At 68.6% G+C, this 26,949-nt stretch carries 26 protein-coding genes; 20 read left to right on the forward strand and 6 right to left on the reverse strand.

The features are described 5' to 3' along the window. Positions 1-714: 714 nt before the first annotated feature. Both JCR33_RS20665 and JCR33_RS20670 read left to right on the forward strand, forming a co-directional pair. Positions 715-1,137, forward strand: a complete 423-nt coding sequence (locus JCR33_RS20665; RefSeq protein ID WP_198884032.1) for a VOC family protein — start codon at positions 715-717, stop codon at positions 1,135-1,137. After that, a complete protein-coding gene (locus tag JCR33_RS20670; protein WP_198884033.1) occupies positions 1,134-1,973 on the forward strand; it encodes an alpha/beta fold hydrolase in 840 nt (279 codons plus the stop codon). The genes JCR33_RS20665 and JCR33_RS20670 overlap by 4 nt, the downstream gene beginning before the upstream one ends. Before the next feature lie 105 nt (positions 1,974-2,078). Here JCR33_RS20670 and JCR33_RS25550 read toward each other — a convergent pair whose 3' ends face one another. Genes JCR33_RS25550 through JCR33_RS20685 form a run of 3 tightly spaced genes read right to left on the reverse strand, consistent with a single transcriptional unit; the run spans position 2,079 to position 4,354 of the window. Further along, positions 2,079-2,735, reverse strand: coding sequence for a glutathione S-transferase family protein (locus tag JCR33_RS25550; protein ID WP_198884034.1), 657 nt, complete (start codon positions 2,733-2,735; stop codon positions 2,079-2,081). Then, entirely contained in the window at positions 2,732-3,667 is a 936-nt protein-coding gene (locus JCR33_RS20680; RefSeq protein WP_198884035.1) for an aromatic ring-hydroxylating oxygenase subunit alpha, read from the reverse strand. Before JCR33_RS20680 ends, JCR33_RS25550 begins: the two co-directional genes overlap by 4 nt. A 21-nt stretch (positions 3,668-3,688) precedes the next feature. Beyond that, entirely contained in the window at positions 3,689-4,354 is a 666-nt protein-coding gene (locus JCR33_RS20685; protein WP_198884036.1) for a Rieske (2Fe-2S) protein, read from the reverse strand. A gap of 157 nt (positions 4,355-4,511) precedes the next feature. Here JCR33_RS20685 and JCR33_RS20690 point away from each other — a divergent pair, with 157 nt between their 5' ends. The 7 genes from JCR33_RS20690 to JCR33_RS20720 all read left to right on the forward strand — a co-directional run bounded on the left by JCR33_RS20690 (position 4,512) and on the right by JCR33_RS20720 (position 11,657). Next, positions 4,512-5,483, forward strand: a complete 972-nt coding sequence (locus tag JCR33_RS20690; protein WP_198884037.1) for a PDR/VanB family oxidoreductase — start codon at positions 4,512-4,514, stop codon at positions 5,481-5,483. Positions 5,484-5,677: 194 nt separating this feature from the next. Further along, positions 5,678-7,141, forward strand: coding sequence for an MmgE/PrpD family protein (locus JCR33_RS25555; protein WP_198884038.1), 1,464 nt, complete (start codon positions 5,678-5,680; stop codon positions 7,139-7,141). A 1-nt stretch (position 7,142) separates the two neighbouring features. Next, positions 7,143-8,312, forward strand: a complete 1,170-nt coding sequence (locus tag JCR33_RS20700; protein ID WP_198884039.1) for an aromatic ring-hydroxylating oxygenase subunit alpha — start codon at positions 7,143-7,145, stop codon at positions 8,310-8,312. A 5-nt stretch (positions 8,313-8,317) separates the two neighbouring features. Then, positions 8,318-8,791: an aromatic-ring-hydroxylating dioxygenase subunit beta gene (locus tag JCR33_RS20705; protein WP_198884040.1), complete on the forward strand. Its 474-nt coding sequence runs from the start codon at positions 8,318-8,320 to the stop codon at positions 8,789-8,791. A 32-nt stretch (positions 8,792-8,823) separates the two neighbouring features. Beyond that, complete coding sequence (locus JCR33_RS20710) at positions 8,824-9,057, forward strand: hypothetical protein (protein WP_198884041.1); 234 nt, start codon at positions 8,824-8,826, stop codon at positions 9,055-9,057. Continuing rightward, positions 9,054-10,430, forward strand: a complete 1,377-nt coding sequence (locus tag JCR33_RS20715; protein WP_198884042.1) for an amidase — start codon at positions 9,054-9,056, stop codon at positions 10,428-10,430. Before JCR33_RS20710 ends, JCR33_RS20715 begins: the two co-directional genes overlap by 4 nt. A gap of 225 nt (positions 10,431-10,655) precedes the next feature. Next, a complete protein-coding gene (locus JCR33_RS20720; RefSeq protein WP_198884043.1) occupies positions 10,656-11,657 on the forward strand; it encodes a LysR substrate-binding domain-containing protein in 1,002 nt (333 codons plus the stop codon). Positions 11,658-11,685: 28 nt separating this feature from the next. On the opposite strand, the gene JCR33_RS20725 is transcribed toward JCR33_RS20720, so the two are convergent. Together JCR33_RS20725 and JCR33_RS20730 are read right to left on the reverse strand one after the other, a co-directional pair. Next, entirely contained in the window at positions 11,686-12,480 is a 795-nt protein-coding gene (locus JCR33_RS20725) for an ABC transporter permease (RefSeq protein ID WP_198884044.1), read from the reverse strand. Further along, positions 12,477-13,190: an ABC transporter ATP-binding protein gene (locus JCR33_RS20730; RefSeq protein ID WP_332461243.1), complete on the reverse strand. Its 714-nt coding sequence runs from the start codon at positions 13,188-13,190 to the stop codon at positions 12,477-12,479. Before JCR33_RS20730 ends, JCR33_RS20725 begins: the two co-directional genes overlap by 4 nt. A 381-nt stretch (positions 13,191-13,571) precedes the next feature. Here JCR33_RS20730 and JCR33_RS20735 point away from each other — a divergent pair, with 381 nt between their 5' ends. From JCR33_RS20735 to JCR33_RS20750, 4 genes are all read left to right on the forward strand, one after another. Continuing rightward, positions 13,572-14,576, forward strand: coding sequence for an ABC transporter substrate-binding protein (locus JCR33_RS20735; protein ID WP_198884046.1), 1,005 nt, complete (start codon positions 13,572-13,574; stop codon positions 14,574-14,576). Further along, positions 14,573-14,812: an AtzG-like protein gene (locus tag JCR33_RS20740; RefSeq protein WP_198884047.1), complete on the forward strand. Its 240-nt coding sequence runs from the start codon at positions 14,573-14,575 to the stop codon at positions 14,810-14,812. The genes JCR33_RS20735 and JCR33_RS20740 overlap by 4 nt, the downstream gene beginning before the upstream one ends. Positions 14,813-14,855: 43 nt before the next feature. Next, entirely contained in the window at positions 14,856-16,250 is a 1,395-nt protein-coding gene (locus tag JCR33_RS20745; protein ID WP_198884048.1) for an AtzE family amidohydrolase, read from the forward strand. A gap of 826 nt (positions 16,251-17,076) precedes the next feature. Further along, positions 17,077-18,669 (forward strand): ABC transporter substrate-binding protein, encoded by a 1,593-nt coding sequence (locus JCR33_RS20750; protein WP_198884049.1) that lies wholly within the window; start codon positions 17,077-17,079, stop codon positions 18,667-18,669. Between the two features lie 146 nt (positions 18,670-18,815). Here JCR33_RS20750 and JCR33_RS20755 read toward each other — a convergent pair whose 3' ends face one another. Further along, positions 18,816-19,295: an Lrp/AsnC family transcriptional regulator gene (locus JCR33_RS20755; RefSeq protein WP_198884050.1), complete on the reverse strand. Its 480-nt coding sequence runs from the start codon at positions 19,293-19,295 to the stop codon at positions 18,816-18,818. Between the two features lie 136 nt (positions 19,296-19,431). On the opposite strand from JCR33_RS20755, the gene JCR33_RS20760 reads away from it, so the two are divergent. From JCR33_RS20760 to JCR33_RS20790, 7 genes are all read left to right on the forward strand, one after another. Continuing rightward, positions 19,432-20,445 carry a 1-aminocyclopropane-1-carboxylate deaminase gene (locus JCR33_RS20760; protein ID WP_198884051.1) on the forward strand — a complete coding sequence of 338 codons (1,014 nt, stop codon included), beginning with the start codon at positions 19,432-19,434 and terminating at the stop codon, positions 20,443-20,445. 250 nt (positions 20,446-20,695) lie between these two features. Continuing rightward, the gene (locus tag JCR33_RS20765) at positions 20,696-21,628 is read left to right on the forward strand and encodes a LysR substrate-binding domain-containing protein (protein WP_198884052.1); all 933 of its coding nucleotides are present in this window, start codon (positions 20,696-20,698) and stop codon (positions 21,626-21,628) included. Between the two features lie 199 nt (positions 21,629-21,827). Continuing rightward, complete coding sequence (locus tag JCR33_RS20770) at positions 21,828-22,769, forward strand: ABC transporter permease (protein WP_198884053.1); 942 nt, start codon at positions 21,828-21,830, stop codon at positions 22,767-22,769. Further along, a complete protein-coding gene (locus JCR33_RS20775; RefSeq protein ID WP_211110473.1) occupies positions 22,766-23,692 on the forward strand; it encodes an ABC transporter permease in 927 nt (308 codons plus the stop codon). The genes JCR33_RS20770 and JCR33_RS20775 overlap by 4 nt, the downstream gene beginning before the upstream one ends. Then, a complete protein-coding gene (locus JCR33_RS20780; RefSeq protein WP_198884054.1) occupies positions 23,692-24,690 on the forward strand; it encodes an ABC transporter ATP-binding protein in 999 nt (332 codons plus the stop codon). Before JCR33_RS20775 ends, JCR33_RS20780 begins: the two co-directional genes overlap by 1 nt. Beyond that, positions 24,683-25,705: an ABC transporter ATP-binding protein gene (locus JCR33_RS20785; protein ID WP_198884055.1), complete on the forward strand. Its 1,023-nt coding sequence runs from the start codon at positions 24,683-24,685 to the stop codon at positions 25,703-25,705. Before JCR33_RS20780 ends, JCR33_RS20785 begins: the two co-directional genes overlap by 8 nt. A gap of 82 nt (positions 25,706-25,787) precedes the next feature. After that, positions 25,788-26,906, forward strand: a complete 1,119-nt coding sequence (locus JCR33_RS20790) for an oxidoreductase (protein WP_198884056.1) — start codon at positions 25,788-25,790, stop codon at positions 26,904-26,906. Positions 26,907-26,949: the final 43 nt, after the last annotated feature.

Consider the following 26,949-nt stretch of genomic DNA (forward strand, 5'->3'; position numbering starts at 1 on the left):
GTTCAATAGCCGGCATGTCCGGTGAAACGGGGAGCACTCCAACTTCGCTTTGCGTTGAAACCTGCTCAGCCGAATGAGGCCAGAAAGACTGCTCGGAACATGGATAAGCACCACCTTCTGCGTGAGCCTACTTCGATCGAGTCATCGCCGGATCGTATTCCGGATGGCGGGGTTGGCATTTCCCCCACAGGAGTGCTACACAACGTCTCGTCCGGGCACGAAAACGCCCGCAGAAACACGGAACTTCTGGCGCGATCAGCGGCAGTCCTCTCCTGGGCACCACCTAAGGGTGGCCGCCGCACCAGTCCTGAAGTTCAGACATTCTGCGGAGTTTGCGAAGCCCGAGTGCACCACACGGGTGCTCACATGCTCCTCCGCATGCCCTCTCCGATGAAGCGTTCGCGGTCCTCTCTCTTCCAGTGCGGACGGCGGGTCTCTTCCGACATCCTGCAGCGCCACGCGGCCAGCGACTTCCGCCTCGACCCCGACGCGGATCGCTTTTCCGTCGCTTCGCTCCCCCTCGGCCATCTCGCCCGTGCAGGCCTGCGTGCCGCTCGCACACGGCTGACCGGCGCGGACCGCGACCGCTCATCCCATGCGGCCGGTTCAGAAAGACTGAACCAAAGCATCGACCAACGCTCGTTTCTCCGCCCCCGCGGCAACCCTATCGTCACGCAGGGCACACCCGGCTCGCCCCCGTCGACGGAGAAACACATGGCCACCATCCCCGCCCGCGTGAAAGGCATCGATCACGTCGTTCTGCGCGTGACCGACATCGATCGGACCATCGCGTTCTACCAGGACATTCTCGGCCTGCCGCTGGAGCGGATCTTCGACCGGATCGGCCTCTACCAGTTTCGCGCCGGCAGCAGCCTCATCGACGTACAGCCCCTCAAGGAGGGCGACACCCTCGCCCCACCCGCCGAGCGCGGCGTCGAGCACGTGTGTCTCAACATCGAGGGCGATCTCGACGAGGTGCTCGCAGCGCTCGCGGCCCAGGGCATCACCCCAAGCTTCGGCCCCCTCGAGGTCTACGGCGCGCACGGCTTCGGCACCTCCTTCTATCTGCGCGACCCCGATGGCTACGAGATCGAGCTGAAGGTCGGCTACGCCCGCAACCCTGTCCGCATGCCATGACGATCGCCTTCGAGGAGGGGATCGTCGACGGTCCGGTACCGCTGCGCTACGTGCGCACGGGGCCGAAGGGCGCGCCCGTGCTCGTGTGCTTGCACGGGCTGCGCGCCTACGCGCACTGGTTCGATGAGTTCACCGAAGTGGCCGCCGGCGACTTCGACGTGATTGCGCTCGACCAGCGTGGCCGAGGCGGCTCGGGCAAAGCGCCCGACGGCGACTACACCACCGCCGCCTATGTGGCGGACGTGACGCGCCTTCTCGATGCCCTCGCCATCGACACCGCCACCCTGGTGGGTCATTCCATGGGCGGCACCAACGCGATCAACTTCGCCGCCCGACACCCGGAGCGGATGGACCGGCTCGTGATCGTCGACAGCGCGCCGGTGCTCGCCGCGCCGGGCCTTGAGCGCATGCGCTCGGAGATGGGCCGCACGCCCGCCGCCTTCCCCGACCGGGCCGCGGCCGAAGCGTTTCTCGGCGGTCTTCACGCCCGCGCCACGGCGCGCAGCCTGAAGATTCGCCTTAAGTGGATGGTGGAGGACCTCGCCGACGGGTCGGTCGGCTGGCGCATCGACAAGGCGATCTTCGACCCGCGCATGACCCCCGACCCGGCCGAAAAGACCTGGGACGCCCTCAAGGCCATCCGTTGCCCGACGCTGATCGTGCGGGGCGGGATCTCGGACATGATCACCGCCGAGATCGTCGAAGAGATGGCCGCGGTGATGGCCGACGCCCGCGTCGTCGAGGTGGCGGACGCCGGGCACATGGTGATCGAGGAAAACCCCGAGGGGTTCAACGCCGCCGTACTGCCGTTCGTGCGCGAAATGATGCTCGCCTGATCAAGGCCCTGCACCGGGGCACGTTCCCGGCCGCACTGTTCCCGGCCGCGCCGCAACGCCTCCCGATCCGGCGCGGCGACCGTCGAACCGGGACTCGGCGACAGTTCAGGCCGGCTCGACGAGCTCGGGGATCACCGGGAACACACCCGGCATCACGATGAAGCCCGGCAGATGGCGGAACCGCCCCATCCAGCGCCACACCGCCGGATAGTCTTCGATCATCACCCCCGCGTCGGGCGCGACGGCCGCGGTGCCGAACACGGCGACATCGGCCACCGTCGGCCGCTCGCCGACGAGCCAGGCGCGCTCCCCGCCCCCTTCGCCGGCGAGATGATCGTCGAGGATCGCCATCGCGTTCCGGGCAGCCGGCAGCACCGCACCGGGGCCGGCGAGCAGCGTGTCGTCGCTGAACCTTGCGAGCCGCAAGGCACCGATGGGCGCCATCTCCCGCTCGGCGAACGCCATCCAGTCGAGCACCTTCGCCTGCTCCACCGCATCGTCCGGCAGCCACGTGCGGGCCGGATCGTACCGCATCGCGAGATAGCTCAGGACCGCGAGCGGGCCCGTCAGCCTGAGTTCGCCGTCCCGCAGCACCGGCAGGCGCGACTGCGGGGTCACCGAGGCGCGGAACGCGGCGGTCAGATGCTCGCGCCCCGGATGCATGTCGACCTTGCGCGCGGTGTATTCGAGCCCGAGGAACGACAAGAGAAGCCGGGCCTTATAGGCGTCGTCGGACAGGATGTAGTCGTAGAGCTCGATCACGCTGCCACTCCCGCGTCGCCGCTACCGGCCACCTGGCCGAGGCGGGTCATCTGATCGCCGGTCCAGTTGCGCAGAACCGAGAACTCCAGCCCCGACTGGTCCACCCAGCGCCGGTAGGCGACCGAGCTCGCGTCGGAAATCGTCGGCACCTCTCCGAGCGGGCTCACCGGCAGTGCCTGGGGGTGCTGGTGGATGAGGATCATCCGGTCCTGGGCGAAGATCTCGTGGTAGAAGTGTAGGATGTCGGTGTCGGTGTTCGTCCGGTCGAAGATGAACGCGAAGGAGTGCACCACGCAGCTCGTCTCCTCCACCGGCTGAATGAACAGGCCGATGAGGTCCTTGCGCCCCCGCTCCACCAGCGAATCCTTGTAGATGATCGAGATGAACGGGCGCGGGATGCGATAGTCGTAATAAACGACGGTGTCCTGGGTCGCGACAGCCGCCGAGGCCTTGGGCTGCACGAAGGAGCAGCCGACGGCCCACAGCTCCGTCCCGTCCTCGCGGAACTCCACATCGTAGCGCGCCACCTCGGCGTTGCCGTAGCCACCGAGGGTGCCGGTGTGGACGAAGGAGAAGTGGGAAAGGTCGAAGAAGTTCTCGATCACTCTCAACCCGGAGATCGGCACCGCGATGCGGCCGCGATGGAGGAAGCGCCGGTCGCTCCCCTCGCTGAACTCGGGAATCGCGATGATGTCCTGCGCGGGCGTGCCGAGGCATACCCACACGAAGCCGTAGCGCTCCTCGACATGGGGGACGGTGCGGCCCCCGTCCTCGCCGATCTCCCGGCAGGCGAAGCCACCCTGCGGCGCGCGCGAGACCTCGATATCCTGCCCGAGGAGGCGGGTGCGGCGCGGCGCATCGGCGGTGATGTCGGGGGCGTAGCCCACCACGTACCAGTCGTTGAGCGCGACGGGATCGGTTGTCCGTGTCATGGCGTTCCTGCGCGGTTGGGGTCAGGCGGCGGGCGCGTGGGCGAAGCGGAAGCGGCGGAGCGCGGCGACCAGAGCCGCGCGCTCGTCGGCGGCCATGGCCTCGGACACCGTGAGGTGGACCATGGTGCGGCCGGGCGCGAGCGGCACCGCGATCACGGCGTGATCGGCGCCGAGCACTGCGCCCCCCTCGGGGTCGAGGGCTAGCGGACCGACGAGCGGGGTCTCGATCAGCGCGGCGAGGGTCTCGTCGGCGTCCATCCCCACCGACAGGCTGCGCAGAGGCACAAAGCCCGCCGTCGCATCCGGCACGGCCGGCACGTCGCGGCCGCCCGCCAGCGGCGCACGCGCCCAGATGAAGCCGGCCGCCTCCTCAGCCTCGAACGCTTCGGCCCGGCCCGCCCGCGGCGGCTTCAGCTCCGGATGGGCCGGAATGAACTTGCACTGGGTGTCGGCCCCGAACGACCAGCCGTGATAGGGGCACAGCACCGTCTCGCCCTGCACCTCGCCGAAGGAGAGGCGCATCCCCCGGTGCGGACAGCGGTCGCGCCAGACCGACAGCTTGCCCGACGCCGAGCGCCACACCACGATGGGGTATCCGCCGAGCCGCACCGGCTGCAAGCCGCCGGCCCGAAGCGCGCCCGAGCCCATCAACGGGAACCAGCTGGCGGTCTCATCCACACCGGGCATACGCACCCCTCACGGCTTTGATTGTCTCCACTTCAGTTAGCCGGCGCTTTCGAAGGACTTCAAATCCGAAAGGGCGAGCTTTGCATCAGCTTTTCTGAACAAGCGGCCGCGGCCATCGGGGTTAGGGTCCCCCGACGAAGCCGTGAGGGAGCCCAAAATGATCGAGGTGATCGTGTCGCAGGTGGTGGACGTGGCCAGCGACATCCGGGCGCTGACACTCGAGTCCGCCGACGGCACGCCACTGCCCGCTTACGAGCCCGGCGCCCATATCGACGTGCACGTTCCCGGCACGTCCAGCCCCACGATCCGCCAGTATTCGCTCTGCCGCGCCCCCGGCGCCGCGCCCGCCTACGAGATCGCGGTGCAGCGTGCGCCCGATTCGCGGGGCGGCTCGGTGGCGCTCCACGACAACGTGCGCGCCGGCGACCGCATCGCCATCGAGGCGCCGCGGTGCATGTTCCCCATCGCCGCGGATGCCCGGCGCCATCTGCTCGTGGGGGGCGGCATCGGGGTCACACCACTCCTCTCGATGGCGGAGGCGCTCGCCGCACGTGGCGCACCGTTCGCGCTCCACTATTGCGCCCGCAACGCCGCTGCGGCCGCCTTCGTGGACCGGCTGGAGGAGGCGCCCTTCGAGGGCCACGCCCAGCTTCATCTCGACGACCGCGACGGCCGGCCGGACATCGCCGCCCTCCTCGGCCCCTTCGAGGCGGGCACACATGTCTACGTGTGCGGACCGGACGGGTTCATGCGGGCGGTGATCGACGCGGCGGAGGCGGCGGGGTGGCCGGCAGAACACGTGCACCGGGAGTATTTCACCGTCCCCACCGACACCTCCGCGCCCGAAGCCGCCGACGCCGACGGCAGCTTCGAGGTGGAGCTGTCGAGTTCGGGCAAGGTCTATGTGATTCCCCCCGGCGCCTCGATCGCCGAGGTGCTGGAGGCGGACGGGGTGATGCTGCCGCTGTCATGCGAGGCGGGGGTGTGCGGGAGCTGCATGACCAAGGTCCTCGCCGGCATACCCGACCACCGCGACTATGTGCTGACGCCGGCAGAGCGGGACTCGGGCACCGTCATGTGCCCCTGCGTGTCGCGGGCGCTGTCGAAGCGTCTCGTCCTCGACGTCTGAGGCCCGGCGAAGGGACGACGAGGGCCTGAGTAAGAAAAGCTGAATCCTCGGCCGGGAGGATCGTTGTTTTTCCGAATGCCCAGCCTTTCTAGCCTGCCAATGCGCCCGGAACCCCGCCTTGCCGAGTGGGGCCGGCCGACGACACGAGCAGGAAGGCGCATGCCGAAGACGGACCCCCTCCGGTGAACGGCCCCGTGACCGCAGCACCCCGCCCCGAGGCGGACGACGCGGTGAGCGCACGCCTCGCCGCCTGGCTGGCGCACGCGAGCCTTTCGGCGCTTCCGGCCGCCGTGCGCGACCAGACCAAGATCGCGCTGATCGACACGGTGGGTGCCGCCATCGTCGGGGCCAACCGGGGCGACGGCCACCAGGCCGCCGTGGCCGCCATGAAGGCCGCCTCCGGCAACCCCGAGGCGACCATCTGGGCCACCGGCGAGCGCATCGAGGCCCGCCGCGCCGCCTTCTGCAATGCGATCCACGCCCGTGCCCACGACTACGACGACATCATGGTGTTCCCGCAGGTGCACGTGTCGGTCTGCACGGTGCCCGCGGCGGTGGCGGCCGCCGAGCTTGCCGCCCAGCGCGAAGGGCCGATCAGCGGCCGGCGCCTCATCGAGGCGATCGCGGCGGGGGCGGAGATGCAGACCCGCCTCACCCTCGCCTATGCGCCCTATCACGACGCCTCGCGCTTTCCGGTGATGCTGCCGACGCAGGTGTTCGGCTATTTCGGCGCGGCGGCGGCGGCGGGGCGCGCGCTCGCCCTGTCGACGGAGGCGATGGAAAGCGCCATCGGCCTCGCCCAGATGCAGGCCGGCGGCACCGAGGAGATGGTCGTCCATGCCACCGAGAGCGTCGGCAAATGCATCTATGCCGGCTTCAGCGTCGACGGGGGCCTGCAGGCGGCGCTGTTCGCCGAGGCGGGCGTCGTCGCCCGCGGCCGCCCGCTCGAAGGCGAGGCCGGCCTCTTCGCCGCCTTCTTCGGCGGCCGGTTCGATGCCGAACGCCTCACCGGCGGGCTCGGCGAAGAGTTCCTTTCGCTGCAGCGCTGCATCAAGGCGATGCCCGGCACCCTCGTCGCCCACGCCTTCGTGGAGGCGGGGCTCGCGCTGTGCGCCGAGCACGGGCTGACGGGGGACGACATCGTCGGCGCGCAGATCGTCGTCGGCCCCTGGGGCAAGGCCATGTGCGAGCCGGCCGCGAGCCGCCGTGCGCCGGAAACCGCCTCCACCGCCATGAACTCGATCCCCTTCCTCCTCGCCAACGCCCTCGTGAAAGGCCGCGTCGCGCTCTCCGACATGACCCCCGAGGGCCGCACCCATCCCGCGACCCTCGCGATGGCCCGGCGCATCACCCACCGGCTCGATCCTGCGATGGCCGCGCCGAGGGGGCTCGAAGCGGCCCGCCTCGTCCTCACCCTCGCCGACGGGCGCACCCTCGAAGGGGGGCGGGCCGTGCCGCAAGGCCATCCCGACCGCCCCCTCAGCTTCGACGACATCGCCCGGAAATTTCGCTCGAACCTCGCCCCGGACGGTGATCCGGCCAGCCTCGCCCGCGCCGACCGCATCCTTCTGATGGTCGAGCGCCTCGAGGAGATGCCCGACATTGCGCCGCTGATTGCCTTCCTCTCGCCCGATGACCGGGGACGACACGGAGACTGATTTGACCCGCCCCATTGAGCAGCTGATCCGCCGCGGCGCGATCCATCGCGACGTCTATTGCGACCCCGCCGTGTTCGACCGCGAGATGACGCATATCTTCGACCGCACCTGGGTGTTCCTGGCGCACGAGAGCGAGATCCCCTCGCCCGGCGACTACAAGACCACCACCATCGGTCGCCATCCGGTGATCGTGAACCGCAACGACGAGGGCGAGATCGGCGCCTTCATCAACCGTTGCCGCCATCGCGGCCCGACGGTGTGCCGCAACGAGCTCGGCAACGCGAAATTCTTCCGCTGCCCCTATCACGCATGGACGTACAACAACGCCGGCGAACTCGTCGGCGTGCCGATGCCGCAAGGCTATGGGGCGGACTTCGACAAGTCCCGCCTCGGCCTCGTGCACGTCGCGCGGGTCGCAAGCTATGCCGGCTTCATCTTCGGCTCGATGAGCGCCCACGGCCCGACGCTCGAGGATCACCTCGGCGGGGTGCGCAAGTTCCTCGACGCCTATGTCGCGACCTCGCCCACCGGCGAGATCGGCGTCTACAAGGGCTACCAGAAGTGCGTCTACAGCGGGAACTGGAAGTTCCAGCTCGAGAACGGCGTCGACCCCTACCACGTGGGCGCGCTGCACGCCTCGGCCGTCACCCCCGAGGCGCTGGCCATCTACCGCCAGGGCAAGGGCGCGGTGATCGCGATGGACGGCCACGGCGTGACCGACCACACGGACTGGGGCCCGATGCCGGTGGACGCCAGCCTGTCGGGCGGCTTCAACCTCGTGATCTTCCCCAACCTCATCGTGCTGCGCAGCCAGATCCGCACGGTGCGCCCCATCGCGGTCGATCGCACCGAGATCATCACCAGCGTCGTCAAACTGAAGGGCGTCGACGAGGCGGTGAACCTCCAGCGCATGCGCGACCAGGAGTTCGAGTTCGGCGCCGCCGGAACCTTCTTCGCCGACGATCTCGACATCTTCGAGCGCACCCAGCAGGGGCTCAACAGCAGCGCCGTCGACTGGCTGGAGTTCTCCCGCGGCCTCGATCGGGAGGAGATGCGCAACGGCTACATGCACGGCTTCATGTCCGACGAGACCCAGCACCGGGGCATGTACGCCAACTGGATGGCGATGATGACCGCCGCCACCCCCGGCATCGCCGAGGCGGCGGAGTGAGCCCCATGGCCGACCTCAGACACGACATCGAGACCGCCCTCTATCGCGAGGCGCACCTTCTCGATAGCGGCGAGTTCAACGCCTGGTATGAGCTCTTCCTGCCCGAGGCGATCTACTGGGTGCCCGCCGGCAGCGGCGACTACGACCCCAACGAGCATGTCTCGATCATCCACGACGACATGACGATGCTGAAGAAGCGCATCGATCGGCTCTATTCGGGCCACGCCTACGCCCAGATCCCCGCCTCACGCACCCATCGGGCGATCACCAACGTCGAGGTCGAGGACGAGGGGGACGGCGTCGTCAACGTCCGTTGCGTGATGATGCTGGTGGAGCTCGCGCGCCATCGCCAGACGCTCTACCCCGCGCGCGTGACCTACCGTCTCCACCGCGCGGGAGACAACTGGCGCATCGGCTACAAGAAGGTGAGCCTCCTCATGAGCGACGAGCCGCTGCCGGCGGCGGCCTTCCTCTTCTGACCGCCCCGCCCGCCTCTCACCGGACCCCCGTCATGGCATCAGATACCGGCGCCAAGCCGGCCGACACCTGGCTGATCGGCAACGAGTTCGCGGCCGTGCGCGTCTCCGTCGACCACCAGGGCCACGATCCACGCCTCAAGATCGAGGATGTCGAGCACGGCACCTCGATCCTGCTCGACCCGCTGATCCTCGCCTCGCTCGCCCGCGGGTGGCTCGACGATCTCTCCGCGCATCTCTTCCCCTTCAACCCGGAGGACCCCCAATGAGCACGCTCACCGACCTCGGCGCCGCCGAAGCAGCCCGCAAGGTGCGCGCGGGCACGGTGAGCCCGGTGGCGCTCGTGGAGGCGCACCTTGAGCGCATCGGCGAGGTCAACGGCACCATCAACGCCGTCGTCACCCTCACCGCGGAGGCCGCCCTCGACACCGCCCGTCGTCTCGAGGCGCGCATCGCGGCGGGGGAGCCGGTGGGGCCGCTCGCCGGCGTCACCGTGGGCGTCAAAGACGTGACCCCGGTCGCGGGGGTGCGCACGACGTTCGGCTCGCCCCTCTTCGCCGACCATGTGCCCACGACGAGCGCGCTCGTGGTTGAGCGGCTCCTGGCGGCCGATGCGATCCTGATCGGCAAGACCAACACGCCCGAATTCGCCGCCGGCGCCAACACCGTCAACCGCGTGTTCGGAGCGACGGTGAACCCGCACGACACGGCCCTGTCGGCAGGTGGCTCCACCGGCGGGGGCGCTGCAGGGATCGCGTCGGGCATGTTCGCGCTCGCCGAGGGCACCGATTTCGGTGGCTCGCTGCGGGTGCCGGCCGCCTTCTGCGGGGTGATGGGCCTGCGCCCCACCGCCGGCCTCGTGCCGAGCCACCCCGTCCCCGACCCCTGGGACATGGGCCGCGTCCACGGCGCCATCGCCCGTTCGGCGGACGATCTGACGCTGGCGCTCTCGGTGATGGCCGGCCCCTCCACGGCCTCGGCCGTGTCCGCCCCCCTCCCCTGGGCCGACCTCGGCGCAGCGATCGCGGCCATCGACCCGGCGGGTCTCCGCCTCGGTGTGACGGCCGACCTTGCCGGCATCGGGCTCGATCCGGGGCCGCGCACCGCTTTCGCAGCGGCCTTGGAACGATTGGCCGGCGCCGGGCTCGAGATCGCCCACGAGGGCTTCACCGTTCCGCAAAGCCGCGCCGCCTACCGCGTCATCCGCGGGTTCTGGATGGCGACCCAATACGCCTCCCTCAGCGGGCAGGAGGACAAGCTCGGCCCCGCACTCGCCGGCAACATCGCTGCGGGCCGCGCGCTGGGCGCCGAAGACCTCGCCGCCGCCTGCGCCACCCGCGCCGCGCTCTGGCATCGCTGGCGGGCGCTGTTCGAGACGGTCGACGTCCTCCTCACCCCGACCGTGCCCTGCGACCCGTTCCCCATCGAGCAGAACTATCCGAGCGAGATCGACGACCACCGCCTCGACGACTATGTCGACTGGATCGCTCCCACCTACGCGGTGACGCTGATGGGGTTTCCGGCCATCTCCGTTCCTTTCGGCCGCACGCCAAAGGGGTTGCCGTTCGGGCTGCAGCTCATCGCCCCGCGCTTCGGCGAGCCGCAGCTTCTGGCGCTCGCGGCACATCTGGCCGCCCTCTAGGCAGATCACGCTGGGCAGATCAGACTGGGCGGGTCCGGTCGGCCCACCCAGCTGCCGGGGCCGGCCACGGTTTCGCGGCGAATTGCCTGCGACCACCTGATCGTGGCCCAACTGCGCCCGATCTTGCATAAGCAGGGCAGGCTCTGCTCTTGACTTCGATCAATTCCAGAAAATGGTCGAGGCAACGCCCCTTCGCGAATGGCGAGCCATGCAGGAGGGTTCTTCATGAAAAGCATGATGCTGCCGTACAACCTCGCCTTCTCCGAAGACGCCGAGGCCCCGCGCAACGACCAGCCCACCGGTATCCCGCGAATCACCATGCGCCAGCTCGTGTATTTCGTGGCCGCCGCGACCAACGAAAGCGCGATCCGCGCGGCCGAGCAGCTCAACGTGTCGCCGCCGGCGATTTCGGGGGCGATTTCGGCGCTGGAGTCGATCCTGGGCGAGCAGCTTTTCATCCGCCGCCACGCCCGCGGACTGATGATGACCGAGGCGGGCCGCCATCTCCTGTTCGAGGCGCGGGACATCATCGACCGGGTGAAGGAGATCGAAGCGCTGCGGCTGCGCGGCGCGGGTCAGGTGAACCGGCGCGTGTTCCTGGGCTGCCTCGGGGACGTGGCGACGCGCGTCGTGCCGCCGCTGATGCGCACCTTCCAGGAGCTCTACCCCAACGCGGACCTGCGCATCACCACCGCGGACTACGACCGGCTGATGACGGAGATGGACGACGGCGCCCTCGATATGGTGCTGGCGCTCGATTTCGAGCGCTCCCCATCGACCCACGTCACGGTGTTGCAGCAGACACCGGCCTATTGCTGCCTCCCCAAATCCCACCCCCTCGCGGGTGGTCCGGTGGACCTCGCCCACCTCGTCGACGAGCCCTTCATCATGCTCGACATGGCGCGCACCCGGGAATACTTCCTCGCCATCTTCAGCGATCAGAAGCTCACCCCCAAGGTCGCCTACCGCGCGGCGAGCGCCGACATGGTGCGCAGCCTGGTGGCACACGGCTTCGGCTATTCGCTCTTGAACTTCTCCGCCCCCGGCGACACCGAGATCACCTACCAGCCGATCCGCGGCGAGACCCGTCCCGCGAACCTCGTCGCGATCCGCCCGCAGCGCCGCCGCTCCAACATCATGACGGACCGGCTGATCGAGACTGCGCGCGAGGTGGTGGGCAAGATCGGCCTCATCCCTACCCCTGCCGCGCCCGTCGAGGTGGGCTGAGCGCGCGCCACCCCGCCGCCGCCCCTCATCACCGCATCCAGCCGGCCGTGCGCCGCTCGACGAGGGCGATGGCACCGTACATCGTCAGCGACAGGACGATCAGCACGATGAGGCACGCGTAGGCGAGCGGCACCTTGAACATTGCCGCCGAGTTCAGGAGCAGGTAGCCGAGGCCCGCGCTCGAGGCGACGAATTCGGCCAGCACCGCGCCGATCACCGCCAGGGTCACCGCCACCTTCGCCGCGCCGAAGATGTAGGGTAGCGCAAAGGGAAAACGGATCTCGAGATATTGCCGGCTGACCGGCGCATCGAGCGAGCGGGAGAGCTCGATGAGCTCCTGCGGCGTCTCCCTGAGGCCGGTCGTCGCCGCCACGACGATGGGGAAGAAGGTGATCAGCACCGTGATCAGGATGCGCGACCGGCTGCCCGAGCCGAGCGCCACCACGATCAGCGGCGCCACCGCCGCGATCGGCGTCGACTGCACCACCACCAGAAGCGGCACCACGGTCCGGTTCAGGAATTTCGAGCCCACCAGAAGGGCCGCGAGCGGCAGGCTGAAGGCCATCGAGATGGCGAACCCCGCCAAGACGATGCTGAGGGTGTGGTAGATGTTCTCCCACCACTCCGCGAGCCCGAAATCCATCGCCGCGCGCCAGATCGCGGTGGGCCGCGGCAGGAGAAAGCTCGGGATCGCGAACACCCGGCACACGATCTCCCACGCAATCACCAGCACCACGAGAGTGAGCACCGGCGCCACCGCGATCAACGCCTCTCCCAGCATCTGCGCGATGCGCCCGCCGGCGCTTTCGCCGCGCGCGCTCACGCTCGGGCCTCGGCGGAAAACACGCCGCGGCGGATGTCGTTGGCCATATTATTGAAAGCCGGGTCTTCCATCGTCGCGAGGCTTCGGGGGCGCGCGAACGGCACGTTGATCTGCCGCACGATCCGTCCGGGCCGGGCCGACATCACGATGATCCGGTCCGACAACAAGAGCGCCTCGGGGATCGAGTGGGTGACGAACACCACCGTCTTGGGCCTTTCCGCCCAGATGCGCAGAAGCTCGAGCGCCATCTCGTCCCGCGTCAGCGCGTCGAGGGCAGAAAACGGCTCGTCCATCAAGAGGATGTCGGGGTTCTGGACGAGCGCGCGCGCGATCGCCGCCCGCTGCTGCATGCCTCCCGACAATTCCGACGGCCGGCTCTCGGCGAAGTCGGCGAGGCCCACCACCTCGAGGAGCCGGTCCGCCTCCTGCTTCAGAGCCGGCGTCACCATCCGTCGCTTGTGGCGGATCGGGAACAGCACGTTGTTGCGGATCGACAGCCACGGCAACAGCGTCGGCCGCTGGAAAACGATGCCGATGTCGTCGCGTGGCTTCTCCATCGGATAGCCGAAGATGGCGGTCGAGCCCGACGTTGCCGGCATCAGCCCCGCCAGAAGCCGCAGGATCGTCGACTTGCCGCAGCCGGACGGGCCGATCAGCGCCACGAACTCGTGGCGAAGAACCGTCAGGTTGATGTCGTCGAGAGCGACCACCGGCGCTCCGCGCGCCCGCTCGAAATGCTTGCTGACACCGGCAAGGGACACGGCCACGGGTTCGGCACTCGACCCGGCCGCAGCGACCTCGGATGAACTGTCAGATAAGGGCAATGGCGAGACTTCTATCCTGTGGGGCGCGGCATCGCTGGACGGCGGCCCACACGAGGATGACGCATCCCGCAAAGCTTAGGAAAGCGGCACAACCGCGCGAAGTCATCAATTCTCCCCTTTGATTCAGATTTCCTAAATTCGCGAACCCCCGGCCCAAATTCAGAAAAACTGACCCTGTCGCCGTCGTAAATTTTCTCACGCCGTCCCGATGCCGTGGCTAGCATCAGGACCGTACAAACCATTCACATCACACGGGGTATGAGCGACATGAAGGCTTACCTGCTGAAAACCGGCCTCTTCGCCAGCGCGTTCGCGCTCGTGGCCGGCAGTGCCCTTGCTGCCGACAAGGTCGTGTTCGTGGTAGACTGGTACCCGGCAGGCCACACCGGCTTCACCCATGTCGGTGTGCAGGAAGGCTTCTTCGCCGAGGAAGACCTCGACGTCTCGATCGAGATCGCCCGCGGCAGCGCCGACGCGGTGACGCGTATCGCCTCGGGCGCGGCCGACGTCGGCAACGCCAGCATGGGCGCTCTGATGGCCGCCGCCGCCGAGAATGGCGGCACGATTCCCGCCAAGGCCGTGATGGCGATCTACACCAAGGCGCCCGATTCTATCGTCACCTACGACGGCAGCGGCATCGACAAGATCGCCGATCTCAAGGGCCGCAAGCTCGGCACCGCCACCTTCAACGGCTCCAACACGATCTGGCCCGGCATCGCCGCCCTCAACGGCATCGACGCCGACGACGTGCCGCTGACGAAGGTGGACTTCAACGCCGTCGGCTCGATCCTCGCCACCGGCCAGGTCGATGCGGTGATCGGCTGGCGCACAAGCGCGCTCGCCTATGTCCCGATGCTGGAAGAGACCGGCAAGACCATGAAGGTGCTCCCCTGGTCGGACTATGGCTATGAGGGCTACAACTGGTCGCTCGTCGCCTCCGACAACTTCATCGAGGAGCGCCCCGAGGTGCTGAAGCGCTTCGTGCGTGCCTACAAGAAGACGGTGGAGTTCGTGCTCGCCAACCCCGAAAAGGCCGCGGCCGACGTCCACGGGATGGTCAGCACCACCGACGAGGCGACCAACCTGAAGCAGATTCAGGAAATGACTCCGATGGTGCGGAACGAGATCTCCGAAAAGGACGGCCTCGGCACCCTCACCCCCGAGCTCGTGGCCACCACGTGGCAGTGGGTCGCCACCTCGCAGGACTACGCCGACGACCGCATCGATCCCGACAGCGTGGTCGACCGCAGCTTCCTCCCCTCCGCCGAATGAGCGCGGACGGCTCGGACACGGCGGGCGCGACGGAGGATCGGTCACCGATCGACGCCGGGCTCACCGCCACCGAAGCGCTGGTCCTCGACCGGCTGAGCGAACTCGGGGTCCAGGTGCACCCCGAGTGGCTTCCGGCGATCGCGGCCACCTACGAGATCAACAGGCAGATGGCGGCCCTCGTCCTCGCCGAAGATCTCGACGAGGACGACCTCCCCGCCGCGATCTTCCGGGCCTAGCGGCCCGCTCCCTCACGACACCTGCCCACTCCGAGAACCGACGATGGCCGCATCCACCACCGCAACTGCCCTTCTCGACAAGGGCGTGCGCGCCATTGCCGCCGCGGTGCGGACGGGCACGGTGAGCCGCCGGGCGGTGGTCGAGGCGGCGCTCGAACGCATCGCGGCGCTGAACGGTCCCCTCAACGCCTTCACCGACATCCTCGCCGAGCGTGCCCTCGCCAAGGCCGACGCGGGCGATCGCGCGAGCGCGCCCGACGCGCCCCTCGCCGGCGTGCCCTTCGCGGTCAAGAACCTTTACGACGTCGCCGGGATCGTCACCCGCGCCGGCTCCCTCATCAACCGGGACGATCCCCCCGCGAGCTCCGACGCCTTTCTCGTGCGACGCCTGGAGGCGGCGGGCGCGATCCTGGTGGGCGCGCTCAACATGGGCGAATACGCCTACGACTTCACCGGCGAGAACGCCCACGACGGACACTCCCTGAACCCGCTCGACCCGACACGCATGTCGGGCGGGTCGTCGGGTGGATCGGGCACGGCGGTGGGGTCGGGCATGGTGCCCGCCGCACTCGGTACCGACACCAACGGCTCGATCCGGGTGCCCGCCTCGTTCTGCGGCATCTGGGGGCTGAAGCCCACCTTCGGGCGGCTTTCGCGCTCGGGCACCTTCGCATTCGTGCCCGCCCTCGACCACACGGGCCCCATGGCCCGCAGCGCCGGCGACCTCGCCGCCCTCTACGACGCGATGACCGGCGAGGACCCCGAGGACACCCACCAGACCCCCCACCCCGCGCCGGCCACCCTGCCCGGTCTCGACGAGGCGCCCGACGGCTTGCGGATCGCGGTCGCCGGGGGCTGGTTCAAGCGGGGCCTGACGCCCGAAGCGCAACGGGCGCTCGCTCTCGCGGCCGAGGCGCTCGAGGCGACGCGCGAGGTGGAGCTGCCCGGCACCGCCGCCGCCCGTGCCGCGGCCTACGTGCTGACCAACCTCGAGGCGGCCGGGATGCATTTCACCCGGCTCCAGCGGCGCGCGGCCGACTACGATCCCGAAACGCGCGACCGGTTCCTCGCCGGCGTCGCCTCGCCCGCGGTGTGGCTCACCAACGCCCAGCGCGTGCGGGCGACCTATCGAGCCGCCGTCGCGAAGGTGTTCGAGGAGATCGACGTGCTGATCGCCCCCGCGACACCCTTCCCCGCCTTGAGATCGGGCCAGCAGGAAATCGAGATCGACGGCAGAACGCTGACGGCGCGGCCCAATATCGGACTGTTGACGCAGCCGATCAGCTTTGCGGGTCTGCCCGTTACGGTGGCGCCGATGCGGCTTTCGGGGCTGCCGGTGGGCCTCCAGATCATCACCCGGCCTTGGGACGAGGCGACGGGCCTGCGCGTCGGCCGACATCTCGAGAAGGCGGGGCTGACGCTCTCTTCCGGGATCTGAGACGGGCAAGGCTCACCCTCTGGCGGACCGTGCTTCGCGCCGGCGGCCATGATCCCGATGGGGAAGCGCGCCATCCGGATGATCCGGCTTGGCGAGCCGATGCTCGAGCCCGCGGGCACGGCGGAGGCCGCCGAAGACGTGCCGACCGACGGGTCCGGGTCGATGATGCGCCACCACACCCCGGAACTGGATACCGGTTCCCGACGCCCCACTCGGACGCCGCACAGGATCTCACGTCGGATACTCAGACGCCCGCAAGAACGCTGACCTTCCGGAGCAGCCGGCGGCAGTCGGCCTCTCGGCACCACCTGAGGGTGGCCGCCGCACCGGTCCTGACGTTCAGACGATCCGCAGAGTTCGGGAAGCCCGAGCACACCACAGGGGTGTCCGTCTGCCTCCGCCGTTGAGCGCCCGGCGTCCGCCCTCGTCCCGTTCAGACGACAAATCCTCGGCGGCGTTGGCGACAAGGTCCGCCGCCACACGATCGCCATACGGATCGGCGACTGCGTGATCGAGAAGGCCATCCGTCCGAAGACGGCGGCACCGAGGTTCTCCCCCGGCCCCCGCGGTGCGGCGGAAGGTGACGGGATCGGAGAGCAAGCAATCGCGGCGCGGCGCTCCTCCTCGGGGCACCGTCGGATCGAGCCCGGCGAAGCGCTGCATTCCTATTTGTAATCGCTTGTTGATTTTCTGGAAGTTGAGGCGCGATGCGGGCCAACCCTAGTGTTGACGCTTGTCCAATACGCAATCGTCTCGCGTTCTGACCAAATCCAGCATCGTGCCGGTGATCGAACATCGTGGCGCGCCAACCTGAGGCTATCACCGAATGAGATTGAAATCAGCGCTGGCCAAGACGGCCTTCGTCCTGGGCCTGATCGGAGCACAGTGCGTCTCGGCCCTCCCCGCGGCGGCGGCGCAGGACACCATCCGCCTCGTCCTGACCGCCCAGCTGACGATCCTCGATCCGATCCTGACGTCGGCGATCTCCACCCGCACCTACGCCTATCTCGTCTACGACACCCTCATCGCCATCGATGCCGACGGCAACTTCAAGCCGCAGATGCTGGAAGGCTGGGACGTCAGCGACGACGGCCTCACCTACACCTTCACCCTGCGCGACGGACTGTCGTTCAGCGACGGCGCCCCGGTCGTCGCCGAGGACGCGGTCGCCTCCATCAAGCGGTGGTGGGAGGTGGATTCCTTCGGCAAGCGCCTCAAGGCCGCCACCGCCAGCCTCGAGAGCACCGGCGACAGCACCTTCACCCTCACCCTCTCGCGCCCCTTCGGCCACGTGATCCAGGCGCTCGGCAAGCCCAGCAGCGTCGTGCCGGTGATCATGCCCGCCCGCATCGCCTCGGCGACCCCCTCCAACAAGGCGGTCACCGAGTACATCGGCTCCGGCCCGTTCGTGTTCGATTCGGAGAACTGGACCCCCGGCAGCAAGGCCACCTTCCACAAGAACGACCTCTACAAGCCCCGCTCCGAGCCCGCGAGCGGCCTTGCCGGCGGCAAGGACGTGAAGATCGAGACGGTCGAGATCGTCGGCATCCCCGACTCTTCGACCCAGGTCGCCGCCCTCCAGCGCGGTGAGGTCGACTACCTCCAGTCCGTCCCCCAGGACTTCGTCCCCCTGATGGAGGCCGACCCCAACATCACCGTGCAGAACTACACCGGCACCGATCAGTACATCGCCGGCGCGGTGATCAATCACGCGATCCCCCCGTTCGACAATCCGAAGGTCCGCCGCGCGCTGCAGGCGATTGCGATCCCCGCCCAGTTCATGGCCGGCCTCGGCCTCGGGGAGGACCAGTGGACGGCGTGCAAGTCGGTCTTCATGTGCGGCTCGCCGCTCGGCAACGACGCCGGCGTCGCCGACCTTCCCGAAGGCAGCGTCGAGACCGCGAAAAAGCTGCTCGCCGAATCCGGCTACAACGGCGAGCCCGTCACCCTCCTGGTCGCCTCGGCCGTCCACGACCACAACCGTCTCGGCCTCGTTCTCGAGGGGCTGATGAAGGAGGCCGGCTTCAACGTCACCGTCACCGGCGGCGACTGGCCGACGGTCGCCAAGATGCGCTGGTCGAAGGAAACCACCGAGAACGGCGGCTGGAACATCATGCCCATCACCTGGTCCGGCCACGACCTCGCCTCGCCCTTCACCAACTACGCGATCGTCAACAACTGCACCGACGCCTATCCGGGCTGGAGCTGCAAGCCGGAGATCACCGACCTGATCGCCCAGTTCGAGGAGGCAACCGCCCCCGACGACCAGATGGCCCTCGCCCGCAAGATCCAGGAGCTCACCTTCGAGGACGTCAAGTTCCTGATCCTCGGCCAGTACAGCCGCTCGTCGGCCTACCGCTCCGACCTCAAGGACTTCGTGAACGTGGTCATGCCCGCGATGTGGAGCGTTCACCGCTGACGCGCCGCCTCGGGGCCCCGCCCCCGAGGCACCCAACCGACGAAAAGGCGTGCCGGGCCTCCCGGCACGCCTTTTTCATGTCCGCTCGCATGTCCGCTCGCAAGTCAGCCAGGGTGCCGGGTTCGGATCGGGCCCCGGTGCGGCGGTCAGAAGCGCAGCTCCTTGTCGTTCGTCACCTCCTTCATGACGAAGAAGGTGCGGGTCTGGCGCACCCCGGGCAGCGCGATCAACTTCTCGCCGTGCAGACGGTTGAAGTCGGAGATGTCGCGCACGCGGATCTTCAGAAAGTAGTCGAAGTCGCCCGCCACCAGATGGCAGTCGAGCACGAACGGCAGCTCCGTGATCGCCGCCTCGAACATCGCGAAGCTCGTCGGCGTCGAGCGGTCGAGCACCACGCCCACGATGACGAGCGCGCCGAGCGCGACCCGGTCCGGGGCGATCTGGGCCCGCACGCCGGTGATGATGCCCTCTTCGAACAGGCGCTGCGTTCTGCGGTGGCAGGTGGCGGGGCTGACGTTGATCCGCTGGGCGAGCTCGGCGTTGCTGAGCCGGCCGTCCTTCTGGAGCTCACGCAAGATCGCCCGGTCGGTCCGATCGAGCCCAGGCGTGTCGTCGTAATCTTCCATAAATTCCGAGATTCTTGAGAGCTTTCACCAGTTATTTGGAATTCTTCAAGAGCTACTCTCATTCCTACGCGTCATTTTGAGAGCACATTTCACCGCATGAAAGCTAGGTTTATCGCGCTCCGCGAAAGGACCTACGATGCTAGAAAAATTCGAGCGCTACCCCCTGACCTTTGGCCCGACCCCGATCGAATTCCTGCCCCGGATGACCGAGGCGCTGGGCAACAAGGTCGAGATCTGGGCCAAGCGCGACGACTGTAACTCAGGTCTCGCCTTGGGTGGCAACAAGCTTCGCAAGCTCGAATACATCGTCCCGGACGCGATCCGCTCCAACGCCGACACGCTGGTGTCGATCGGCGGCGTGCAATCCAACCACACCCGCATGGTCGCCGCCACCGCCGCGAAGCTCGGCATGAAGTGCGTCGTCGTCCAGGAGAGCTGGGTGCCGCACGAGGACGCCGTCTACGACCGGGTCGGCAACATCATGCTCACCCGCCTGATGGGCGCCGACAGCCGCATCGTCGAAGAAGGGTTCGACATCGGCATCCGCAAGAGCTGGGAAGACGCGATCCAGTCCGTGAAGGACGCCGGCGGCAAGCCCTACGGCATCCCGGCGGGCGCTTCGGTGCATCCGCTCGGAGGGCTCGGCTATGTGGGCTTTGCCGAGGAGGTCCGCGCACAGGAAGCCGAGATGGGCGTGCGCTTCGACTACATCATCGTGTGCGTCGTCACCGGCTCGACGCAGGCGGGCATGATCGTGGGGTTCGCGAAGGACGGGCGCGCCCAGAACGTCATCGGCATCGACGCCTCGGCGACCGTCGACCAGACCCGCGCCCAGGTGCGGCAGATTGTCGACAGCACCGCCGAGCTGGTGGAGCTCGGCCGCACGATCAGCGACGACGAGATCCACATCAACCCCGACTACGCTTATCCCGCCTACGGTGTGCCGTCTGCTGCGACCAGCGACGCCATCCGCTTCGCGGCGCGGACGGAGGCGATGATCACCGACCCCGTCTACGAGGGGAAGAGCATGCAGGGCATGATCGACCTCGTGCGCAAGGGCTTCTTCCCGGAAGGCTCGAAGGTGCTCTACGCCCATCTCGGTGGTGCCCCGGCCCTCAACGGATACGCCTATACGTACAGAAACGGCTAGCGCCGGACCGCGACGCGGATGGGGACGCCCGACCGGCAAGAGGGCACGGGACCCCGCCCCCAGCCCTCGACCGCCAGGACTTCGAAGCCTGGTCCGGCGGTCCCCGAGGCAATCCTCCCGCAACGGCGGACCGCGAAGGATCTTCAGAAGCGCCGCGACGGCCTATCGGCGCGTCGCTTCTCGCCTAAACCGACGCCAACGAGGGTCGTTGCTCAAATAGGACGCCGATCCGCAACGTGAGGGTGAGTGCTTGGCCAAACGAACGTCGCTGCCACCCCTGAACCCGCTTCACGTGTTCGAAGCGGCGGCGCGCCTTGAGAGCTTCACCAAGGCCGCGCGCGTTCTGAACATCACCCAGTCGGCGGTGAGCCGGCAGATCGCCGCGCTCGAGGCGAGCCTCAACGTCATGCTGTTCACCCGCGGCAAGGAGGGGACCGCCCTCACCGAGGCGGGGCGTTATTATCGCGACGAGGTGACGGCCGCCTTCAGCCGCATCCAGTCCGCCACCGACGAGATCCGCAACCAGCGCGAGGCGAGCCCCTTGCGCGTCAGGGTCTACACCACCTTCGCCGCGCAGTGGCTGATCCCCCGCCTGCCGGACTTCCAAGCCAAGCATCCCGAGATCAAGGTGCAGGTCAGCACCGCCACCGCCCCCGTGGTCTTCTCCCGCGACCGGGTCGATCTCGCGATCCAGCTCGGCGACGGGATGTGGCCGGGCGTCAACGCGCGCCCCGTCTTCCCCGACGTCATCCAGCCGGTGTGCAGCAAGGAGGTCGTGCGGCGGGTGGGCTCGGCGAAGGTGTCGGACATCCTCAGAGAGGTGCCGATGATCGAAACCGGACTGCGCAGCCGCGACTGGCCCGACTGGCTCGCCCACAACCACATCGCCGTCGACGACTGTGAATACATGCGCTTTCCGAATTCGCTGCTCGCCTATCAGGCCGCCCTCGCCGGGCTCGGCGTCGCGATGGGGCAGATGATGTTCCTGTCGCGCGAGCTCGAGGAGGGCCGGCTCGTGCGCCTCGGCACCCAGCCTCTCAAGCGGGACGTCGGCTACTTCGCGCTGTGGCCGGAGGCGATCCCCATGAACCGCAAGATCCGCGCCTTCCTCGCCTGGGTCACCGCGACCGCGGAGCGGGATACCCAGACGATGTTCCGCTCGATGCTGTCGGAAGTGGCGTGAGAAGGCCCGACCCACTCCCCCGCGCGGCGCGCCCCCGGCGACGCATTCCCGTTGCGAAGCCCTCCTTGCGCCCTTGGAAGTTGAGGAGACGCATCTCGTGCGCCTAACCTTCAATGACCCGCCAAGGCTTCCAGCCTCTCAGCCCTTCGCCGCATGGAACCATGCGACCAACGCCGACACCCGCAAGAGGATCGACTGAATGGGAACGTATATCGTCAAGCGGATATTGGCGACCATTCCGGTCATGGCGCTCGTTGCCGTCGTCGTGTTTGCGCTTCTTTATTTCGCGCCGGGTGATCCGGCCGAAGTGATCGCCGGCGACCATGCGAGCCCGGAAACGATTGCGGCGATCCGCCAATCCCTCGGGCTCGACCAGCCGCTGCCGATCCGCTTCGCCGCCTGGGCGGGGCAGCTCCTGCAGGGCGATCTCGGGGTGTCGGTGTTCTCCAACATCCCGGTGGTGACGCTGATCCTCCAGCGGCTCGAGCCCACCATGTCGCTGATGGTGCTGACCACCCTCATCGCCGTCGTCGTCGCCGTGCCCATGGGGGTGTTCGCGGCGAGCCGCTCGGGCACGTGGCTCGACCGGGCGCTGATGGGGGGCGCCGTCCTCGGCTTCTCCGTGCCGGTGTTTGCGACGTCCTACCTCCTCGCCTGGATCTTCTCCATGAAGCTCCAGTGGCTGCCGGTGCAGGGCTATGCGCCGCTCGCGAACGGGGTCGGCACCTGGTTCGTGCACCTGATCCTGCCCTCGCTGGCGCTCGCCAGCGTCTATATCGCGCTGATCGCCCGCATCACCCGCACCGCGGTGCTCGAGGTCCTGCACCAGGACTATATCCGCACCGCCAAGGCCAAGGGCCAGGGGCACCGCACGATCCTGTTCGTGCACGCGCTCAAGAACGCGGCGGTTCCGATCCTCACCGTGATCGGTCTCGGCGTCGCGCTCCTGATCGGCGGCGCCGTCGTCACCGAAAGCGTGTTCGCCATTCCCGGCATCGGCATGCTCACGGTCGACGCTATTCTTCAGCGCGACTATCCGGTGATCCAGGGCGTCGTTCTGTTCTTCAGCTTCATGTACGTCCTCGTGAACCTCCTCGTGGATATCGCCTACACCTTCTTTGACCCGAGGATTGAGTATTGAGCACTGGATCGTATCGGGAGAGCGTCGCCGTGGGCGACGGTGAGGTGCTGGTCGCCCCCGCCTTGCCCGACCTCTTCGAAGACCGCGGCCGGCGAAGCGCCCTTGCCGCCGTCCTCGCCCACAAGGCCATCGTCATCGGTGCCGCGATCGTCCTCGTCATCACGCTGATGGCGGTGTGCGCGCCGTGGCTGACGCCCATCGACCCGACCGCCATCGCCCCCCTCGAACGCCTCAAGGGGCCGAGCCTCGCCCACCCGTTCGGCACCGACATGCTGGGGCGCGACCTCTTCTCGCGCGTTCTCTACGGCGCCCGCATCTCGCTGTTCGTCGGGTTCGTGATCGCCGCCCTCTCCTCCATCATCGGGCTCGTGATCGGGCTCGTCGCCGGCTACTGGCGCCGCCTCGACGGCATCGTCATGCGGCTGATGGATGCGCTGATGTCGATCCCCGGCATCCTCCTCGCCATCGCGTTCATGGCGATCTCGGGCGGGTCGATGGGCAACGTCATCCTCGCCATCACCATCGTGGAGGTGCCGCGCGTCGCCCGCCTCGTGCGCGGCACGGTCCTGTCGGTGCGCCGGCAGGCCTATGTGGAGGCCGCGGTCGCCTCCGGCAGCCGCTCGCTCACCATCCTCCTCAGCCACATCCTGCCGAACACCATCGCCCCGATCATCATCCAGGCCACCTATGTGTGCGCCTCGGCGATGCTGCTCGAATCGGTGCTCTCCTTCATCGGCGCCGGCATTCCCCCGAGCATCCCCACCTGGGGCAACATCATGGCCGACGGCCGCTCCATCTGGCAGCTCAAGCCGAGCATGATCTTCCTGCCCGCGCTGTTCCTCTCCCTGACCATCCTCGCGATCAACCTCGTCGGCGACGGCCTCAGGGACCTTCTCGACCCTCGACAGGCGGGGAACGGCTGATGGCACCGCTCCTGAGCATCACCGATCTGCAGGTTCATTTCCGCACGCCCCGCGGCGTCAGCCGGGCGGTGGAGGGCGTCTCCTTCGACGTGAACGCCGGCGAGACCCTCGCCATCGTCGGCGAATCGGGGAGCGGCAAGTCCGTCACCTCGATGGCGGTCCTGCGCCTCCTGCCCACCAAGACCACGAGGGTCAGCGGCTCCATCCGCTTCGAGGACCGCGAGCTCCTCGACCTTTCCGAAGACGAGATGCGCGGCATTCGCGGCAACGCCATCAGCATGATCTTCCAGGAGCCGATGACGGCGCTGAACCCGGTCCTGACCATCGGGTCCCAGATCGCCGAAGCGCTGATGCTCCACCAGGGGCTCGGCAAGCGCCAGGCGCTCGCCCGCGGGACCGAGATGCTCGACCTCGTCGGCATCCCCGCCGCCGCGCGCCGCATGTCGGACTATCCGCACAAATTGTCCGGCGGGATGCGGCAGCGGGTGATGATCGCGATGGCGCTCGCCTGCGAGCCGCGCCTCCTCATCGCCGACGAGCCGACCACCGCCCTCGACGTGTCGATCCAGGCGCAGATCCTCGAGCTGATGCGCTCGCTGAAGGCGCGCACGGGCGCCGCCGTCGTCATCGTGACCCACGATCTCGGCGTCGTCGCCGAAGTCGCCGACCGGGTCGCGGTCATGTATGCGGGGCAGAAGATCGAGGAGGCGAGCGCGACCCAGCTCTTCGCCCGCCCGCATCACCCCTATACGAGCGGCCTCCTGCGGGCGATGCCGCGCCTCGGCACCTCGCTCCACGACCCGGACTGGACCCTCGCCTCGATCCCCGGCCAGGTGCCGAGCCCGTTCTCGCGCCAGGAGGGCTGCGCCTTCGCCCCCCGCTGCGCCAAGGCGAAGGACGTATGCCGCCGGCACCGCCCGGCCCTGCGCCCGGCCGAAGACGGCCACTCCCACGCCTGCCATTTCCCCGACAATGCGACAGGTGCCGACCATGTCTGACGCCCTCCTTTGCGTGAACGATCTGAAGAAGCGCTTCGTTCTCGGCGGCGGCATTCTCGGCCTCGGGACCACCCAGGAGGTCGACGCGGTGTCGGGCGTGTCGTTCACCATCGCGGCGGGGGAAACGCTGGCGCTCGTTGGCGAATCGGGCTGCGGCAAGTCCACCGTCGGCCGCTGCATCCTGCGCCTCGAGACCCCGACGGACGGCCAGGTGGTGCTCGACGGGGAGCGCATCGACGACCTCTCCCCCGAGACCTTCCGCAAGCTGCGCAAGCGCATCCAGGTGGTGTTTCAGGACCCGTTCAGCAGCCTCAACCCACGCCGCAAGATCCGCGACATCCTCGCCGAGCCGCTGCGCAATTTCGGCCTCGTGCGCACCCGCGCCGAGTGCGACCGCAAGGTGGCCGAGCTGCTGCAGATCGTGGGGCTGTCGGAGGACGTCGCCCACCGCTGGCCGCACGAGTTCTCCGGTGGCCAGCGCCAGCGCATCGGCATCGCCCGCGCGCTCGCCTCGGATCCGGACCTCATCGTGTGCGACGAGGCGGTGTCGGCGCTCGACGTGTCGGTGAAGGCGCAGATCGTCAACCTTCTGAAGGACATCCAGAAGAAGACCGGCACGGCCTTCCTGTTCATCTCCCACGACCTCGCGATCGTCGAGAACATCTCCCACCGGGTGGCGGTGATGTATCTCGGCAAGCTCGCCGAGATCGCCCCGCGCGAGGCGATCCTGCGCCGGCCGCGCCATCCCTACACCCGCGCCCTGATGTCGGCGGTGCCGATCCCGGACCCCGCGATGCGCCGCACCGAGCCCCTCCTCAAGGGCGACGTGCCGAGCCCCATCGCCCCGCCCTCGGGGTGCCGGTTCCACACCCGCTGCCCCTTCGTCGAAGAGCGCTGCCGCACGGAGGTGCCGGAGCTGCGCCCCGTCGCCGCCGGCCATCTCGCCGCCTGCCACCTCAACGACCTCGCCGACGGCGAGAACCCCCTCCTCAGCGCCCCGCCGGTGGTCGCATGACCCGCCGAACGCTGCACCGGACGCCGCACCGCACAGGGGGGCGAACCCCCGCCATCCACCCGCAACACGCTCGGAGGGCCTCGTGACCTCGCGCCTCTTCTCCCCCTTCGAAGTCCGCGGGCAGACCTATGCCAACCGCATCGCGATCTCGCCGATGGCCCAGTACAACGGCGACGACGGCGCGGTGACGCCCTGGCACGACCAGCACCTCGGCGGCTTCGCGGTGTCGGGCCCCGGCGTCGTGATGATCGAGTCCACCTCGGTGGAGCGGGAGGGCTGGGGCTCGGCCACCTGCCTCGCCCTCCACACCGACCGGCAGGAAGCGGCGCTGCGCGAACTTCTGACGCGCATCCGCACCTATTCGGCGACCCCTTTCGGCATCCAGTTCGGCCATTCCGGCCGCAAGGGGTCGGGCCGCCTTCCGACCGCCGGCCGCGGCCCCCTTCCCCTCGACGAGGGCGGGTGGCGCACCTGGGGCCCGTCGCCGGTCTCCTTCGGCGGCGAGTGGCCCGTCCCCGAAGCGCTCGACGACGCGGGCCTCGCCCGGGTGCGCGAAGCCTACCGGCAGGCCGCCGGGCGGGTGAACCGGGTCGATCTCGGCCTCGTCGAGCTCCACGGCGCGCACGGCTATCTGCTGCACACCTTCCTGTCGCCGGTGTCGAACCACCGCGAGGACCGCTATGGCGGCTCCCTCGCCGCCCGCACCGCCTTCGTCGCCGAGATCATCGCCGACGTGCGCCGGACCCTCACCGACGACCGCGCCCTCGGCATCCGCCTCAACGCCCACGACTACGTGGACGGTGGCCTCACCTTCGAGGACACCATCGCCATCACCGGCCTCCTGCGTGAGGCGGGGGCGGACTATGTGTGCGTCTCCGCCGGCGCCATCTCGGCCGAGGCGCGGATCGAAGCCTCCCCCGGCTACCTCGTCCCCTATGCCTCGAAGCTGCGCGCGGCGACGGGGATCGCGACCTTCGTCACCGGCCTGATCCTGACGCCCGAGCAGGGCGAAGAGATCATCGCCGACGGCCACGCCGACATGGTGGCGCTCGCCCGCGGGGTTCTCGACGATCCGCGCTGGAGCTGGCACGCGGCCGAGCGCCTCGGCGTCGAGGCGGACTACCCGATGCCCTACCTGATGGCGAAGCCCGGCCGCTGGCCCGGTGCCGCGCTGCTGCGCCCGGCGGACGAGGCGGCCTGATGAGCACCCCCGCGCCCCCCGCCCGTCGACAGGACGCCGGCCG

Source organism: Acuticoccus mangrovi, from assembly GCF_016411865.1.
In the GTDB taxonomy this organism is placed as follows: domain Bacteria; phylum Pseudomonadota; class Alphaproteobacteria; order Rhizobiales; family Amorphaceae; genus Acuticoccus; species Acuticoccus mangrovi.

Coding starts and splice junctions, on each gene's coding strand:
- JCR33_RS20665 (WP_198884032.1), top strand. CDS start 715: ATGGCCACCATCCCCGCCCGCGTGAAAGGCATCGATCACGTCGTTCTG.
- JCR33_RS20670 (WP_198884033.1), top strand. CDS start 1,134: ATGACGATCGCCTTCGAGGAGGGGATCGTCGACGGTCCGGTACCGCTG.
- JCR33_RS20680 (WP_198884035.1), bottom strand. CDS start 3,667: ATGACACGGACAACCGATCCCGTCGCGCTCAACGACTGGTACGTGGTG.
- JCR33_RS20685 (WP_198884036.1), bottom strand. CDS start 4,354: ATGCCCGGTGTGGATGAGACCGCCAGCTGGTTCCCGTTGATGGGCTCG.
- JCR33_RS20690 (WP_198884037.1), top strand. CDS start 4,512: ATGATCGAGGTGATCGTGTCGCAGGTGGTGGACGTGGCCAGCGACATC.
- JCR33_RS20705 (WP_198884040.1), top strand. CDS start 8,318: ATGGCCGACCTCAGACACGACATCGAGACCGCCCTCTATCGCGAGGCG.
- JCR33_RS20710 (WP_198884041.1), top strand. CDS start 8,824: ATGGCATCAGATACCGGCGCCAAGCCGGCCGACACCTGGCTGATCGGC.
- JCR33_RS20715 (WP_198884042.1), top strand. CDS start 9,054: ATGAGCACGCTCACCGACCTCGGCGCCGCCGAAGCAGCCCGCAAGGTG.
- JCR33_RS20720 (WP_198884043.1), top strand. CDS start 10,656: ATGAAAAGCATGATGCTGCCGTACAACCTCGCCTTCTCCGAAGACGCC.
- JCR33_RS20735 (WP_198884046.1), top strand. CDS start 13,572: ATGAAGGCTTACCTGCTGAAAACCGGCCTCTTCGCCAGCGCGTTCGCG.
- JCR33_RS20740 (WP_198884047.1), top strand. CDS start 14,573: ATGAGCGCGGACGGCTCGGACACGGCGGGCGCGACGGAGGATCGGTCA.
- JCR33_RS20745 (WP_198884048.1), top strand. CDS start 14,856: ATGGCCGCATCCACCACCGCAACTGCCCTTCTCGACAAGGGCGTGCGC.
- JCR33_RS20750 (WP_198884049.1), top strand. CDS start 17,077: ATGAGATTGAAATCAGCGCTGGCCAAGACGGCCTTCGTCCTGGGCCTG.
- JCR33_RS20755 (WP_198884050.1), bottom strand. CDS start 19,295: ATGGAAGATTACGACGACACGCCTGGGCTCGATCGGACCGACCGGGCG.
- JCR33_RS20760 (WP_198884051.1), top strand. CDS start 19,432: ATGCTAGAAAAATTCGAGCGCTACCCCCTGACCTTTGGCCCGACCCCG.
- JCR33_RS20770 (WP_198884053.1), top strand. CDS start 21,828: ATGGGAACGTATATCGTCAAGCGGATATTGGCGACCATTCCGGTCATG.
- JCR33_RS20780 (WP_198884054.1), top strand. CDS start 23,692: ATGGCACCGCTCCTGAGCATCACCGATCTGCAGGTTCATTTCCGCACG.
- JCR33_RS20785 (WP_198884055.1), top strand. CDS start 24,683: ATGTCTGACGCCCTCCTTTGCGTGAACGATCTGAAGAAGCGCTTCGTT.